The sequence below is a fragment of the Tolypothrix sp. FACHB-123 genome, assembly GCF_014697075.1.
GTDB lineage: Bacteria > Cyanobacteriota > Cyanobacteriia > Cyanobacteriales > Nostocaceae > Aulosira.
The window spans coordinates 156,076-171,065 of the sequence record NZ_JACJRE010000006.1 but is presented as its reverse complement, the minus strand read 5'-3'; the positions used below and the strand labels follow the sequence as shown (position 1 = coordinate 171,065).

14 protein-coding genes are annotated in these 14,990 nt (G+C 41.8%); 8 read left to right on the top strand and 6 right to left on the bottom strand.

Annotated elements, in window-relative coordinates:
- The first annotated feature begins 24 nt into the window (after nucleotides 1-24).
- From larB to argH, 3 genes are all read left to right on the top strand, one after another.
- Complete coding sequence (larB, locus tag H6G41_RS06580; protein WP_190744744.1) at nucleotides 25-798, top strand: nickel pincer cofactor biosynthesis protein LarB; 774 nt, start codon at nucleotides 25-27, stop codon at nucleotides 796-798.
- Nucleotides 799-1,145: 347 nt separating this feature from the next.
- Nucleotides 1,146-1,349 carry a hypothetical protein gene (locus H6G41_RS06575; RefSeq protein WP_190744742.1) on the top strand — a complete coding sequence of 68 codons (204 nt, stop codon included), beginning with the start codon at nucleotides 1,146-1,148 and terminating at the stop codon, nucleotides 1,347-1,349.
- Nucleotides 1,350-1,516: 167 nt separating this feature from the next.
- Nucleotides 1,517-2,908 carry an argininosuccinate lyase gene (gene argH, locus H6G41_RS06570; RefSeq protein WP_190744740.1) on the top strand — a complete coding sequence of 464 codons (1,392 nt, stop codon included), beginning with the start codon at nucleotides 1,517-1,519 and terminating at the stop codon, nucleotides 2,906-2,908.
- 186 nt (nucleotides 2,909-3,094) lie between these two features.
- Here the strand turns inward: argH and H6G41_RS06565 are convergent, their stop codons facing one another.
- On the bottom strand, nucleotides 3,095-3,259 hold the full coding sequence (locus H6G41_RS06565; protein ID WP_009457656.1) for a hypothetical protein: 165 nt from the start codon (nucleotides 3,257-3,259) through the stop codon (nucleotides 3,095-3,097).
- A 779-nt stretch (nucleotides 3,260-4,038) separates the two neighbouring features.
- Here H6G41_RS06565 and H6G41_RS06560 point away from each other — a divergent pair.
- Both H6G41_RS06560 and H6G41_RS06555 read left to right on the top strand, forming a co-directional pair.
- Nucleotides 4,039-4,533, top strand: coding sequence for an NUDIX domain-containing protein (locus tag H6G41_RS06560; protein ID WP_190744738.1), 495 nt, complete (start codon nucleotides 4,039-4,041; stop codon nucleotides 4,531-4,533).
- 240 nt (nucleotides 4,534-4,773) lie between these two features.
- Nucleotides 4,774-5,601: an alpha/beta fold hydrolase gene (locus tag H6G41_RS06555; RefSeq protein WP_190744736.1), complete on the top strand. Its 828-nt coding sequence runs from the start codon at nucleotides 4,774-4,776 to the stop codon at nucleotides 5,599-5,601.
- A gap of 162 nt (nucleotides 5,602-5,763) precedes the next feature.
- Here H6G41_RS06555 and H6G41_RS06550 read toward each other — a convergent pair whose 3' ends face one another.
- The 4 genes from H6G41_RS06550 to H6G41_RS06535 are packed head-to-tail and all read right to left on the bottom strand — an operon-like array spanning nucleotide 5,764 to nucleotide 9,432.
- On the bottom strand, nucleotides 5,764-7,317 hold the full coding sequence (locus tag H6G41_RS06550) for a cation:proton antiporter (protein WP_190744734.1): 1,554 nt from the start codon (nucleotides 7,315-7,317) through the stop codon (nucleotides 5,764-5,766).
- Nucleotides 7,314-7,880: a DUF3124 domain-containing protein gene (locus tag H6G41_RS06545; RefSeq protein WP_190744733.1), complete on the bottom strand. Its 567-nt coding sequence runs from the start codon at nucleotides 7,878-7,880 to the stop codon at nucleotides 7,314-7,316. Before H6G41_RS06545 ends, H6G41_RS06550 begins: the two co-directional genes overlap by 4 nt.
- A gap of 5 nt (nucleotides 7,881-7,885) precedes the next feature.
- Nucleotides 7,886-8,563 carry a TrkA family potassium uptake protein gene (locus H6G41_RS06540; protein ID WP_190744731.1) on the bottom strand — a complete coding sequence of 226 codons (678 nt, stop codon included), beginning with the start codon at nucleotides 8,561-8,563 and terminating at the stop codon, nucleotides 7,886-7,888.
- Nucleotides 8,564-8,610: 47 nt separating this feature from the next.
- Nucleotides 8,611-9,432: a pantothenate kinase gene (locus H6G41_RS06535; RefSeq protein ID WP_190744802.1), complete on the bottom strand. Its 822-nt coding sequence runs from the start codon at nucleotides 9,430-9,432 to the stop codon at nucleotides 8,611-8,613.
- 151 nt (nucleotides 9,433-9,583) lie between these two features.
- Between H6G41_RS06535 and H6G41_RS06530 the strand changes: the two genes are divergently transcribed.
- Nucleotides 9,584-11,308, top strand: a complete 1,725-nt coding sequence (locus H6G41_RS06530; RefSeq protein WP_190744729.1) for a diflavin flavoprotein — start codon at nucleotides 9,584-9,586, stop codon at nucleotides 11,306-11,308.
- A gap of 260 nt (nucleotides 11,309-11,568) precedes the next feature.
- Nucleotides 11,569-13,278, top strand: coding sequence for a diflavin flavoprotein (locus H6G41_RS06525; protein ID WP_190744727.1), 1,710 nt, complete (start codon nucleotides 11,569-11,571; stop codon nucleotides 13,276-13,278).
- Nucleotides 13,279-13,459: 181 nt separating this feature from the next.
- On the opposite strand, the gene H6G41_RS06520 is transcribed toward H6G41_RS06525, so the two are convergent.
- Entirely contained in the window at nucleotides 13,460-13,771 is a 312-nt protein-coding gene (locus H6G41_RS06520; protein ID WP_190744725.1) for an RNA-binding protein, read from the bottom strand.
- Nucleotides 13,772-14,181: 410 nt separating this feature from the next.
- Between H6G41_RS06520 and H6G41_RS06515 the strand changes: the two genes are divergently transcribed.
- On the top strand, nucleotides 14,182-14,790 hold the full coding sequence (locus tag H6G41_RS06515) for a nitroreductase family protein (protein WP_190744724.1): 609 nt from the start codon (nucleotides 14,182-14,184) through the stop codon (nucleotides 14,788-14,790).
- The last annotated feature ends 200 nt before the right edge of the window (nucleotides 14,791-14,990 follow it).

Below are 14,990 nucleotides of genomic sequence, written 5' to 3'. Positions count from 1 at the left end.
CGATTTACAAAGGACAAATTACACATGACTAATGAAAAAGCCTTGCGATCGCTCTTAGAAGCAGTTGCAGATGGTAATGTTACGCCAAATCAAGCATTAGACTCTCTCAAAGACCTAGATTATGAACGAGTAGGTGATTTTGCCAAAATTGACCACCATCGGGCGCTGAGGACTGGTTTCCCCGAAGTAATTTGGGGTTTGGGTAAAACTCCCGATCAGATTGTGCAAATTATTGAGGTGATGCGTCAGCGCAATCCGGTAGTTATGGCAACCCGGATTGAACCTGCAATCTACACCATCTTACAATCTAGGGTGAGAGGTTTACGCTACTATGAATTGGCAAAAATCTGTGCCATTACTCCCGGCGAAATTGCACCGCAGTTTGATGGTGTTATGGGCATTCTGTCAGCAGGAACCGCTGATTTACCTGTAGCTGAAGAAGCAGCAGTGACAGCAGAACTGTCTGGTTTTCGCGTATTACGCCTATGGGATGTCGGCGTTGCTGGAATCCACCGCTTGTTGAGTAACCGCCACTTAATCGAATCAGCATCAGTTTTGATCGTTGTAGCCGGGATGGAAGGCGCATTACCCAGCGTAGTTGCTGGATTAGCAGATTGTCCTGTAATTGCCGTACCTACCAGTATTGGTTATGGCGCGAGTTTTGGCGGTTTAGCACCACTATTGACAATGCTCAACTCTTGTGCGCCAGGAATCGGCGTAGTCAATATTGATAATGGCTTTGGCGCAGCCGTATTAGCCGGGCAAATTTTGCGGACAGCCGAGAAATTAAATAAATAGTTATTGGGCATGGGGCGTGGGGCATGGGGCATTGGGGAGCCAGTGCCGTGGGCGGGTTTCCCGACTTGTAGACACCCGAAGGGAGCTTCCCGCAGGGTAGCAAGTGGCGTCATTGGGCATAAGTCATTTTTTCCCATACTCCCCACACTTCCTTGTCTTCCTTGTCCCCCTTGTCCCAATACGGTTCAGTTAAGAAATATTGTAGGGGCAAGGCGTCCACAATCTTTTAGTATATACAGTAATTTTATCGGTGCCGTGCTCCTACGACGTATCGCATCCCTTCTCCCAATGCTGGACATCACCTGCAAGTAGAGGTTATGACATTACCATCCTTCAGGGTACTAAGTATGAACTACTTCAGTGATGCGCTATCTGAGTTATTTTGGCATTCGCCTGTAACTTCATGGTTAGCTCAAACGATTAACGATCCGAATGTTATAGGACAAATGCAGAGCGGTTGGAACCACTTTGTCAAGACAGGGCAAATTTGGGCACTGTTGATTGGTTTGATTATTGGCTATCTGATTCGGAATCTAACTAGCTACGGTTAAAGTAATTTAAGATTTAAGATTTTGCGAAAAGTCGAGCCAGCGCCTTGGGTGGCTTTGCCGACTTGAGGCGACTGGCGTCAGCTCGCCGAATGCCGGCGAGCTGACTTTTCAAGACGGATTGTAAATAAATCTAAAATCTTAAGTTGATTGCCCCACCTTTAACGTTTATGACCGAACAAAAAACTTGGAGCCAGCGGTTTGAATCAGCGTTGCATCCAGCGATCGCTCTTTTTAACGCAAGTATAAATTTTGACATTGAACTAATTGAATATGACCTGACTGGTTCTCAAGCCCATGCAAAAATGCTGGCTCATACTGGCATTATTTCCCCAGAAGAAGGAGAAAAATTAGTTACTGGGTTAGAACAAATTCGTCAAGAATATCGCCAAGGAAAATTTCAGCCTGGTGTTGATGCGGAAGATGTTCATTTTGCTGTAGAACGGCGATTGACAGAAATTGTGGGTGATGTGGGTAAAAAGCTGCATACGGCGCGATCGCGTAACGATCAAGTTGGCACTGATACTAGGCTTTATCTGCGCGACCAAATCCAACAAATTAAGAGCCAATTACGGGAATTTCAAACTGTTTTACTAGAAATAGCGGAAAATAACGTCGAAACTCTGATTCCTGGCTATACTCACCTACAACGCGCCCAACCGCTGAGTTTAGCCCACCATCTCTTGGCATATTTTAATATGGCGCAACGCGACTGGGAACGCTTAGTAGATGTTTACCGCCGAGTGAATATCTCACCGTTGGGTTGTGGTGCTTTAGCTGGGACAACTTTCCCCATCGATCGGCACTATACAGCCGAACTCTTGAATTTTGAAAGTATTTATGCTAACAGCCTGGATGGAGTGAGCGATCGCGATTTTGCGATCGAATTTCTCTGTGCTGCCAGTCTAATTATGGTTCACCTCAGCCGCCTGAGTGAAGAAGTGATTCTTTGGGCATCAGAGGAATTTCGTTTTGTTACCCTCAAAGATACCTGTGCTACAGGTTCCAGCATCATGCCCCAAAAGAAAAATCCTGATGTTCCCGAACTAGTAAGGGGAAAAACCGGGCGTGTTTTTGGTCATTTGCAAGCCATGTTGGTAATTATGAAAGGGCTACCTCTGGCATATAACAAAGATTTGCAAGAAGACAAAGAAGGTTTATTTGACAGCGTTAACACAGTCAAAGCCTGTTTAGAAGCAATGACAATTTTGCTCCGAGAAGGTTTAGAATTTCGTCCTCAACGCCTAGCAGAAGCTGTAGCCGAAGACTTTTCTAACGCCACCGATGTAGCAGATTATCTAGCAGCAAAAGGTGTCCCCTTCCGAGAAGCTTACAACCTTGTAGGAAAGGTAGTCAAAACCAGTATTGCCGCCGGTAAACTCCTCAAAGATTTGACATTAGAAGAGTGGCAACAAATACATCCAGCATTTGCAGCCGATATTTATGCAGCCATCTCTCCCCGTCAAGTCGTAGCCGCCCGTAATAGTTATGGTGGTACAGGCTTTGCTCAAGTCCGTAACGCAATTAATGCCGCACGCAATCAACTAGGGGCTAGGGGCTAGGGGCTAGGGGCTAGGGGCTAGGGGCTAGGGGGATAAGGAAGCAGAGATTTTAGATTTTGAAAATTGTTAACAATGCCCAATGCCCTATGCACCATGCCCCATGTCCATAAAATAATTCAGGACGTACATTATATGTACGTCCTGAAAAATCAAAGATTTTAAAGAGTAAGAATTGTAATAGATGGCTTACTCAGCATCAATTGCTGCTGCGCCCTCATCTTCCTCACTCTTAGGTGGTCTTTGTTGGAACCTTCTCTGCATTCTTCCTGTAGTAGTTCGTTTACGAAACTTTCTGGCATATGCCTGGTTCCGTAGCGCCTTTTCTTTTTTCGGGTTACGGCGCTTAGCCATGTTCACCTCATTAAATAAACAACAAAAAAAGCTACTAGGCAATATCAGCTACCGTTGTTATTGATATATATTTAGCCTAGTTTAGCTATCACACAGTTTGAACAGCATACAATTATAACTTATTTAATTGGGTAATGTCAACATTTATTCTATTTATATTACTGGTTAGCCAGCATACACATGCCAATCTTTTTATCTATCAAAAGAGGTAAATACACATAATAAACTATCGAGGAACATTATTTAAACTCAAGAGAAAAGCCTTAATTTTTGAAAAACTAATTTCAATCATCAATAAATTTATGCACATCTAGAATCTAGGATAAATTTTGAGTTCAAATCAATAAATCAAATAACTTTTTATTCAATAAGCATTTGATAAAATAGTTAAACAAATTTTTACAAGCAAGTTAAAAGGCAAAATAGTTAATAATCAGACTGATTCAAATATGCAGCAATGAAAAAGCATTGTAAGAATTGGCAATGCTTGTTATTCACACATTTAAATGTATTTAATTAATTGTATATAAAATCTCTAGATTACTACTAAATTAAGATTTTATTTTATGAAAATTTTTGCTAATTAATTAGTTTTATTAGCTATGAATAGAAGCTAATTTATAAAAACTAGATCCTTCCAGGAAGTTCTTCTAGGAAAGTGTTAGAATAAAGGCTCCTTACCATTAACATTTTGTATAATACATAACTAAATAACTTGGTATTGAGACATTTATGTTAATTGGTCAGGAATTTTACAATACAATACAAAGATTTGAAGATTGAACGTTCTTGCTTTGTTTACTATAGCTTTACAGTCCACACGTAGCTTATGGCGCTTTGGGCAAACAGTATTGGGTATTATCTTCCGTCATCCCATTACTGGCACCAGCATTATCCCGATTCTACCTGATGGTCGGATTGTGCTGATTCGGCGCAGTGATAACGGTCGCTGGGCATTACCTGGAGGTATGGTGGATTGGGGAGAAGATATTCCTAATACAGTCCGCCGAGAGTTGTTAGAGGAAACTGGATTAGAGTTAGTGCAAATCCGGCGTTTAGTTGGAGTTTATTCTTCGCCAAGCCGAGATCCTCGTATTCATTCGATTTGTATTGCAGTGGAAGCTGAAGTCCAAGGTGTGATGAAAATTCAGGATACATTGGAAGTTACAGAAATTCAAGCTTTCTCTCGTAACTCCCTACCTCTAGAACCAATGTCTCACGACCACTTTCAGCAGTTGCAAGACTATTTAAATGGCTTGACAACAGTGGCATAACAATATTTACTTAGTCGGTAGTCAACTAAAGTATGAAGTATAAAGTATGAAGGGACAAACTGCTGATTTTTGAAAATAGCTACTTTTGGGGTAGGTAATTTTTTTTGATTTTAGGCTCAACAAGTTGCTTTGAATCTACATCCTTTACACTTCATTCTTTTTAGTCATAAAGTCATTTGTCTATGTTTACTGAGCAATGATTATTGACTAATATGCTAAAACTTAATCGTTAAAATTCAGATGGATACGCTATTTCGTAACTCCCGGAGAAAACTTTCTCAAGGGCTATTATTCTGGCGCGAAGCTGGTCAGGGAATGCCGATTATTTTTTTACATGGTGCTTGGAACGATAGTAGCCAATGGGTATCAGTAATGGAATCTATGTCACAGCATTTTCATTGCTTTGCCTTAGATTTATTAGGATGCGGTGAGTCAGATAATCCTAATATTCATTACTCAGTTGAGTTGCAAGTAGAGTGTTTAGCTGAGTTTCTAGAAGCGTTAAAGCTGGAGAAAGTATATTTAGTAGGACATTCTCTTGGCGGGTGGATTGCTGGTACTTATGCTTTAAAGTATCCAGAACAAATTGAAGGTTTAATATTATTATCACCAGAGGGTGTGGCAATAGAAGGAGAGGAGAAAAGATGGCAAAAAATGCAGTGGTTATTGGACGGGCCAAAATTATTATTTAAAATTTTGCGATCGCTTCTGCCCATAGTGAGAATTTTCGGTTTGCATAAAAAAATTGAACAATCTTTACAAAAGCGTAAAACACTATTACAACACTCAACAGCCTGTCAATTACTCTTCAACAGGTCAAAGCCAGAAATTGCCGCAGAGTATCTACAAGACCGATTGCATTTGCTAACAAATTCAGTTTTAATTTTACAAGGTGGCAAAGACACAGCTGATGCTTTAGCGAAGAGTAAAACTTACAAACAACGGTTACCTAAAGCTGAATTAAAAATTATTCCTCACGCTGGCGATAATTTACCAGAATCTTGTGTAGGGCTGGTAGCTGAAGATATTCAGGAATATGTAAAAGCAAAATCTTCAAGAATTATATAAATTTTTAGGGCAGAGAGTCGCAGCTATATAAAATGACTACCCCTTAAAAACCTTGGTATAACCAGACTAAATTTGAGCAATTTACCTGTTTTTCCATGACCCAGAAAATAAAATTAGGTTCTACATTTAAACGTGGTGCGGTCGGATACAAAACTAACAACATTAATCATCGTCCAGTTGCAGCAATTGTTCATCAATAGATTGTATCCGCTCTCGTACAATTTCTTCTGAAAGAATTCGCTTACGCATTGCTTCATTGAGCGCTCCTTTTTCTGCTAGTAGTAGACGGCGACGGATGGCATCGAGTTTACTCAAAGCTCCACTTTCACCATCAAACTCACCTGCACGGCGATTATAAAATTCACGTAATACTTTTTCAGCAGCTGCTATTTGCACTTGGTAAGTTGAACGCATTTCTTCATACACAGCTTTTGGCAAAACACCGCTTTTCAAGAGAGTGTCTAATTCATCTTGTGCTGCTTTAGCTGTAATTAATTGAGCTTGCAATTGTTCAACTTGCTGCTGATGCTTTGAAAATTTAGATAATTTTAAGCGTTTCACCAGCCAGGGTAAGCTTAAACCTTGGCCCACCAATGATACCAGCACGCTACCAAAGACTAAAGTAATGAGATATTCTCGCCCTGGTAATGTATTGGGTAAGCTTAACGCCAGAGCCATCGAGAGCGAACCCTTAATATTCCCTAAAAAAAGTAGATGTTGCCAGGAGAGGGGAATTGGACGGTCAATCCAGCGAACCACCGCCATAAGCGGATAGATTGAAAAAATCCGCCCTAACTGATAAGCCAAAACTGTTAGGAGAATTGCAACTAAAGTCTTCCACAAGACTACTGGATTTATTTGTACACCGATTAGCAAAAAAATAAACGTGTTGACACTAAAACTGGCATATTCCCAGAAACTCAATAAGGTGATGCGATTAGAAGCAGAAGTATTACTAGAAAGCCCTAAATTTCCAAAAATTAATCCTGCAACAACCACAGCTACAGCACCAGATACACCTATAAATTGTCCAACTTGAAAAGTTCCTAGTGCAACTGCCACAGTTAGTAAGAGACTGCTCAGAGGATCGTCCAAACGGGAGAATACAGGTATGCTCAAATAACCTAAGACTAACCCCAAGATACCGCCGCCCAGAGCAATAAATAATAGTTCTTGGATTCCCTGTAATAATGTGATTGAACCTGTAGAATATACTTGTGAAATGAGGTTAAATGAAACTAAGGCAGCTGCATCGTTGAATAGAGTTTCTCCTTCGACAATGGTAGAAAGGCGAGAGGGTACTGATATATCTTTAAATACGGCAATCATTGAAACAGTATCCGTATTTGCCAAAATTACTGCTACAAATAAAGCAGGTATCCAAGTTAGTCCTAGTAAAAATTTCAATATAACGGCAATAATAGCACTGGAAAGCAAAGATCCTGGCCCAGCCAACAAAGCAATTGGTTTAAACGTGCTGCGTAGGCGACTAACATCTGTATTGATACCAGCTTCAAAGATGAGAATTGGCAGGAAAAGATTCAAAACTAGGGATGGATCTAAACCAATGCGACGAGATAATAACTCGTTGATTGGTAGACCAGCCAACACTAAACCTGTGACATAAGGCACTCGTAACCAACGGGATAGCAGGGCTACAATAGTGGCAATGAGCAGGAGAATAATTGAAATGTTGACTAATTCTGTAAGATTCACTTTAAAGATGTGCTTTGGGAGTTTTTTTGATTTTTAATCACTTTACCAGGACTAACAAAGGACACACCTTGTTGGAATTCAGTTGCAATCATCACAGCTTCTACAATTGGCTCAGAAACTACTTTTTGGGATACCCAATCTACAAGGAAATTTGCCCCTGAACCACCACTAGTATCTGTTCTATTGACGAAAAAATCTGTAGAAGCTAAAGCATTGAGTTGGATAGGTTGCTCTAAATACTGCTTAATTAATTTTCCATCTGAATCGTAGTAGCGCACGGCAGTAATAATAATAGGATTGGTCAAATCTGTATTCCGAATACTCAAGGTGGCTGCTAAATTTAAAATTTGTCGCTCATCGTTATGATAAATATGGGAATATATAGGTACATAAATAGTTTGACCCATTGCTACAAGAAAATTTTTGTCTAGAGTGACAACTTGTTGAGATGATGTAGAGTTAATATTTGGTGGTGATGAATTTTGTGGTTTATTGGGTGATGTACAAGCTACGAGAAAAATCAAAAAAGTAGCTATTAAATAAAAACGTATATATAGCCTCATTAATTTTATTTACAGCCTTCAATAAAATCTATCATTTGATGCAATGAACCCGGTTTGGTGACAACTAGTATAGTTGATTCAGGTTCTAAGACTGTACTGCCATTAGGAATAGTTAAATCTTCATGGGGATGGGCTTGATAGCCAATAATTAGAGAACCTGTAGGAAAGCGGTAATCTTGAGCAATTTCGGCAATGCTGCGATTTACCACATAGCAGTTATTGGGAATTGCTAGTTTTAAAACTTCAATTTGTCCTTGCTCAAAATGCATCATTGATTCTACTTGCGGATATTCAATTGCATTTACCATTGTGGAAACTGCTAGTTCAACTGCGCCAATAATATGATTGGCTCCAGCTAATTTAAAAGGTTCAGCAAAATCGGAATGGCGCATCCGCGTCACAATATGGGGAACGCCGTAATGTTTAGCGAGGGTTACCATTGCTAAGTTCAACGCATCACTCCGCAGCACAGCTGCTAAAGCATCAGCTTTGCGAATTCCTGCTTCTAATAAAACTTGTGTACTGACGGCGCTACCTTCAAAAGCCATTGCGCCTACTTGCTCGCGGGCGTAGCGACAAGCATTAGGATCGATGTCAATGACTGCTACAGTATGTCCTAATTCGATTAATTTCTGCGCTAGGCTGAGTCCTACTAAACCAGATCCACCAATTAGCACGTACATAGCTGTTGTTTGATAAGGTTCGACTCTTACTTTACCAAACGTGGCTTTTATGGGGCTGCTAATATTTCGGCTATACCCCAAAAAGTTAAATTAGGTTCTACAGTTAAACGTGGTGCGATCGCGGGATACAAAACTTGGAGATAATTGAATAGTAAAGTGCGATCGCCTCCTTTAATCGCAATCTTCCCTTCAGGATATAATTGCCACCACGCCTCAATAAAATCTTTGATTCCAGCTAACAGGGTATAAATGACGCCGCTTTGAATCGCTGTTGCGGTACTTAAAGCGAAGCGTGGCGGAAGAGATGCCATAGATTCTGTGTCTATTTGGGGTAATTGTCCGGTTTTTTGCCCCAAAATCGCAAATTGCAAGCCTAAACCCGGTAAAATCGCTCCTCCCACTAAACAATGGTTAGCATCCGCAGCCGTAAATGTTAGTGCTGTTCCCGCATCAATTACCAGCATGGGAAATCCCCAAGTTTTACCCGCACCCCATAAAGCCAAAGCGCGATCGATTCCTAATGAGGGATAGATATTTTTGAGGGGTATTTGCTCTAAGGTGATTACCCGAACATGAGGGTAAGTTTGCCAAAGTGCTGTTTGATTGGGAACTACAGAGGCGATGGTGAGGGGAAGAGGACGCGGGGACGCGGGGATATGGAGACGCGGAGACGCGGGGAAAATTTCTGGGGGTAAATCAGCCAGTGTTTGAGATTGTGCTAGTTGCTGGATGACTAATTCTGGTAAATAGTCGGTATCCCAGGTACAGTCAAGCTTTGCGCCGATAAATAACGCCCAATGTAGCCGAGAATTTCCAATTTCCAATGCCAACCAAATATTGTCTGTTTTACCCACTTGTTCTTTCACGATTCCTAAATATCCTTCTTTGCAATGCCCAATGCCCCATGCCCCAATTTAATTTTCTTAAGTTCCCTATAGATTTTTTAATAAAAATTTACAATCAAGCCATGTCAAAATAAAGTTAGAGGAAAATATACTCATTTTGTCAAGGAGGGGAGTTATGGTAGCGCTCACCGAAAGAATTGAAAAAAGGCTAACCATTCAGACTGTGGATATTGCTGAAGATACTACAGCTATTCGCTCTTTGGACTGGGATCGCGATCGCTTTGATATTGAATTTGGTCTGCAAAACGGTACAACTTACAATTCATTCTTGATTCGCGGTGAGCAGACCGTGCTTGTTGATACCTCCCATGAGAAGTTTCGCCAGCTATATTTTGATACGCTGACAGGGCTGATTAATCCTCAAGAAATTGATTATTTAATTGTCAGCCACACTGAGCCAGATCATAGCGGCTTAGTGAAAGATTTATTACAGATGGCTCCAGATATTACTGTAGTTGCTTCAAAAGTAGCAATTCAGTTTTTGGAGGATTTGGTACATCAGCCGTTTAAGCGCCGGATTGTTAAAAATGGCGATCGCTTGGATATTGGTAACGGTCATGAATTTGAATTCGTGATTGCTCCCAACCTGCACTGGCCAGATACTATCTTTAGTTTCGACCATAAAACACAAATTCTTTACACCTGCGACGCTTTTGGGATGCATTATTGCACCGAGAGTACTTTTGATGACGATTTAAAAGCGATTGAACCTGATTTTAAATATTACTACGAATGCTTAATGGGGCCGAATGCGCGGTCAGTACTGTCAGCTTTAAAGCGCATGGGCGAACTTCCCGAAGTAAAAATGATTGGTACTGGTCACGGGCCGTTACTTTATCACAACGTTGCTAAACTTACCGGATTTTACCGCAGTTGGAGTCAAACCCAACCCAAACCAGAAACAGTCATTGGCATATTTTACGTTTCGGAATACGGTCATAGCGATCGCCTCGCCCAAGCCATTGCCAATGGTATCAACAAAGCTGGGGTAGCTATAGAATGGGTAGACTTAGGTTCAGGCATTGATTTACAAGAACTGCGAGAATTAGTAGGTCGTTGTGCTGGCTTAGTTGTGGGTGTACCGCCAGTTTCCAGTTCTGCTAATATCCAAGCCGCCCTCAGCACTGTTTTAGGTTCTACTAAGGAAAAACAAGCCATTGGTATATTTGAAACTGGTGGTGGCGATGACGAACCGATAGATCCTTTAGTGAGTAAATTCCGAAACTTGGGCTTAACAACAGTTTTCCCCGCCATTCGGATCAAACAGACCCCCACGGAAAACACCTACAAACTTTGTGAAGAAGCTGGTACAGACTTAGCCCAGTGGGTAACACGCGATCGCAGTATTAAAGCGATGAAATCTCTGAGTGCTGACTTAGATAAAGCCCTCGGTAGACTTAGCGGTGGTTTATATATCATCACTGCTAGAAAAGGCGATGTTTCCAGCGCCATGTTAGCTTCTTGGGTAGCCCAAGCCAGCTTTAAACCTCTAGGATTTTCCATCGCAGTCGCTAAGGATCGGGCGATTGAATCACTGATGCAAGTAGGCGATCGCTTTGTCCTCAACATCTTAGAAGAAGGCAATTATCAAACATTAATGAAGCACTTCTTAAAGCGATTCGCCCCTGGTGCCGATCGCTTTGAAGGCGTAAAAACCCAGCCAGCCGAAAATGGCGCACCCATCCTCACCGATGCCTTAGCTTATATCGAGTGCGAAGTCCAAAGCCGGATGGATTGCGGCGATCACTGGGCAGTATATAGCACCGTCTACGCCGGACGAGTATCTAAGCCAGAAGCCCTAACAGCTGTGCATCATCGTAAAGTTGGTAACCATTACTAGGGGCTAGAAGGGGGACAAGGAATTTTAGATTTTAGATTTGCGTTAGCGTAGCGTAAAGCCTTCTCCTATCGGAGACGCTACGCTAACGGCATAGCTTCGCTTAGAGCGAGTCCGCGAGCGTCTTTTGGATTCCAATCTAAAATCCAAAATCCGTCTTGAAAAGTTCAGATCGCCGGAAGCCGGCGCTCCGACTTTTCGCAAAATCCAAAATTGTTTCAATGCCCCATGCCCCATGCCCAATGCCCTATTCCCAATGCCCTATGTCTACTAAACCTCGTGACGTTCAAGTTTTTCCCATAGCTACAGATACCACCGTACTGAGATCGCGCAGTTGGTCAAGGTTAAGGTTTGAAATTGAATATGCTTTAGCCAAGGGTACAACTGCTAATTCCTATGTAATTCAAGGTGATAAACTCGCCCTGATTGACCCCCCTGGCGAAACTTTTACGCAAATCTATTTAGACGCTTTGCAGCAGAGATTTGATATCAAAGCTATAGATTATGTAATTTTGGGTCATATCAACCCTAACCGCGCCGCCACTTTAAAGGCGTTGCTGGAAGTCGCACCGCAAATTACTTTTGTTTGTTCTAATCCTGGGGCGATCGCTTTACGGGGGGCGCTAGAAAATCCAGATGTCCCAATTTTGGTGATGCGGGGCGATGAAACCCTAAATTTAGGTAAGGGTCACGATTTACAATTCATTCCTACCCCCAATCCCCGCTACGCTGACCTCCTCTGCACCTATGACCCACAAACGGAAATTCTCTATACAGATAAGTTCTTTGGGGCGCATATTTGTGGCGATCAGGTGTTTGATGAAGGCTGGGAATCAATTAACGAAGACCGCCGCTATTATTTTGATTGTTTGATGGCTCCCCATGCCCGTCAAGTGGAAACAGCCCTAGATAAACTAGCCGATTTCCCCGCGAGAATTTACGCCACCGGACACGGGCCTTTGGTGCGTTACGCCCTAATTGAACTAACCAAAGCTTACCGGGAATGGAGTCAGCAACAAACTTCCGCAGACTTGACAGTCGCACTAATTTATGCATCTGCCTATGGAAATACAGCTACATTAGCTCAGGCGATCGCTCGCGGAATCACTAAAGCAGGTGTGGCGGTAGAATCGATTAACTGCGAATTTACAGATCCAGAAGATATCCGCGCGGCTGTAGAGAAATCTGCTGGTTTTGTCATGGGTTCGCCGACATTGGGAGGACATGCACCCACACCAGTACAAACAGCTTTAGGGATTGTCCTCGCCACCGCCACTAATAATAAACTTGCGGGTGTATTCGGTTCCTTTGGCTGGAGTGGTGAAGCTGTTGATTTAATTGAAAGTAAACTCAAAGACGCAGGTTATCGCTTTGGTTTTGACACCATCCGCGTCAAATTCAAACCCAACGATGTTACCTTGCAACTGTGTGAAGAAGCCGGAACCGACTTTGCGCAAGCATTGAAGAAAGCGAGAAAAGTGCGATCGCAAAGTGTACCCGCTACAACTGTAGAACAAGCAGTAGGGCGAATTGTTGGTTCTCTTTGCGTTCTCACATCCAAGCAAGAAGATATATCTAGTGCAATGTTAGCCTCTTGGGTATCTCAAGCCAGCTTTAGTCCTCCTGGTTTAACCATAGCCGTTGCTAAAGACCGGGCTGTAGAATCTCTCATGCACTCAGGGAATAAATTTGTTCTGAATATCCTCCAAGAAGGAAATCACCTAGGCTTGATGAAACACTTCCTCAAACCCTTTGGCCCCGGACAAGATAGATTTGCTGGTGTCGCCACACAAGAAGCTGAAAACGGTTCTCCCGTTCTCAATGATGCACTAGCATATTTAGAGTGTTCTGTGAAAAATCGCATGGAATCCGGCGATCATTGGCTAGTTTATGCGACTGTCGAGAATGGCAAAGTACTAAATCAAGATGGTGTCACAGCTTTACATCATCGCAAATCCGGGACTCATTATTAATAATCCCACCTGAGAATCAAAGATTCGCGATCGTGACGTGCTATGGCTAATTAGACAAGCCGCTCATTTGAACCAGATTAAAAAAGCTCAAGCATTACTGCTTGAGCTTTTACAAAATTTAATTAAGTTAATGGATCTGATGAATACCAGCCCCTAAACTTTTTTTAATAAACCCTGTAACTTAGTAGCGACCGCCGCGGTTACCACCACCGCCATAGCCACCGCGATTACCACCAAAGGAACCTTTATTTTCCTTTGGTTTGGCTTTATTCACTTTAAGATCGCGTCCCATCCATTCAGCACCATCGAGAGCTTCAATTGCAGCAGTCTCTTCAGTGTCTGAACTCATCTCCACAAAAGCAAAGCCGCGTACACGGCCTGTTTCACGGTCGGTAGGTATTTGAACTCGCTTTACAGAACCATATTCTGCAAAAACCGCAGTCAGTGCATCTTCTGTAACTTGGTAAGAAAGGTTACCTACATAAACTGACATAGAATGTCTCCAAAATCGTCAACTTGTAGAGATTTAGATTTCGGAGAGAGTCTGAAAATACCAAAAGGAAAAAGCCAATCAATACTAACAAAAAACACTATCACCGAATTAATTCTCATCTTTACTTATGATACCGCAACTCTTCTTAGCAAGTGGAGACTTTACAAACTTTTTTAACTAATTATTTTCAACTTTATTTACCTGGGAGATAAAAATAAATTATTGGTCAATATTCAATAGTCATATAGTCATTGGTTATTGGTCATTCTTAATTTGTTCTCCCCCTCCCCGCTTCTGCTTCCTTGTCTTCCTTCCCTAATCCTCTTGACTATCAACACTGAGCTTGCCCAAGTGTCAAGGTCTTGCCCCCGTTAGGTATGATAAATACTGGTGCAAGAAAATACCTGCAAATGAGCAATAAAATAGCTAATACCCAATATCCAGTTGCAGAGATAGTGCGACAGCGTTGGAGTCCGGTGGCTTTCTGCGATCAACCAGTAGAAACCGAAAAGTTATGTACGGTTTTAGAAGCTGCTTCATGGGCAGCATCTTCTTTTAACGAGCAGCCTTGGAGCTTTATAATTGCGACTAAAGATAATCCGGGGGAATTTGAACAGCTACTAAGTTGTCTAGCCGAAGGAAATCAACAGTGGGCAAAAAATGCTCCAGTACTGATGCTATCAGTGGCTAAGCTTTATTTTCAGCACAAAGGTGTAGAAAACAAACATGCTTTTCATGATGTGGGAGCGGCTGCTGCTACTTTAGCGATCCAAGCTACTGCATTAGGGCTATATATCCACCAAATGGCGGGATTTGATGCTGCAAAAGCCAAACAAGTTTACGGCATAGCTGAGGGTTATGAACCTGTGGCCGCGATCGCTTTGGGTTACCTCGGAGATGTACAAACTTTACCCGAAAAGTTGCAACAACGCGAATTAGCTCCACGCCAGCGTAAGAACCTAGAAAATTTTGTTTTCTCTGGCAGTTGGAACCAAGTTTCTCCTTTGGTGACAAAATAAAATTCAGGCGCAAATCAAGCGCAAAAATATTGTTTCAAATGTAAAAATTAAAGGCAGTAGGTTTACACTTACTTAATTCCTAATTCTGCCTTTAACGGAATTTCTATTTAAGCTTCCAGAGTTCGATCGTTAAATAAAATATACGTGTATTAGTTAGATATAATAATGACTCATTCTTTGTTTTCCTAAGTGGAGAAACT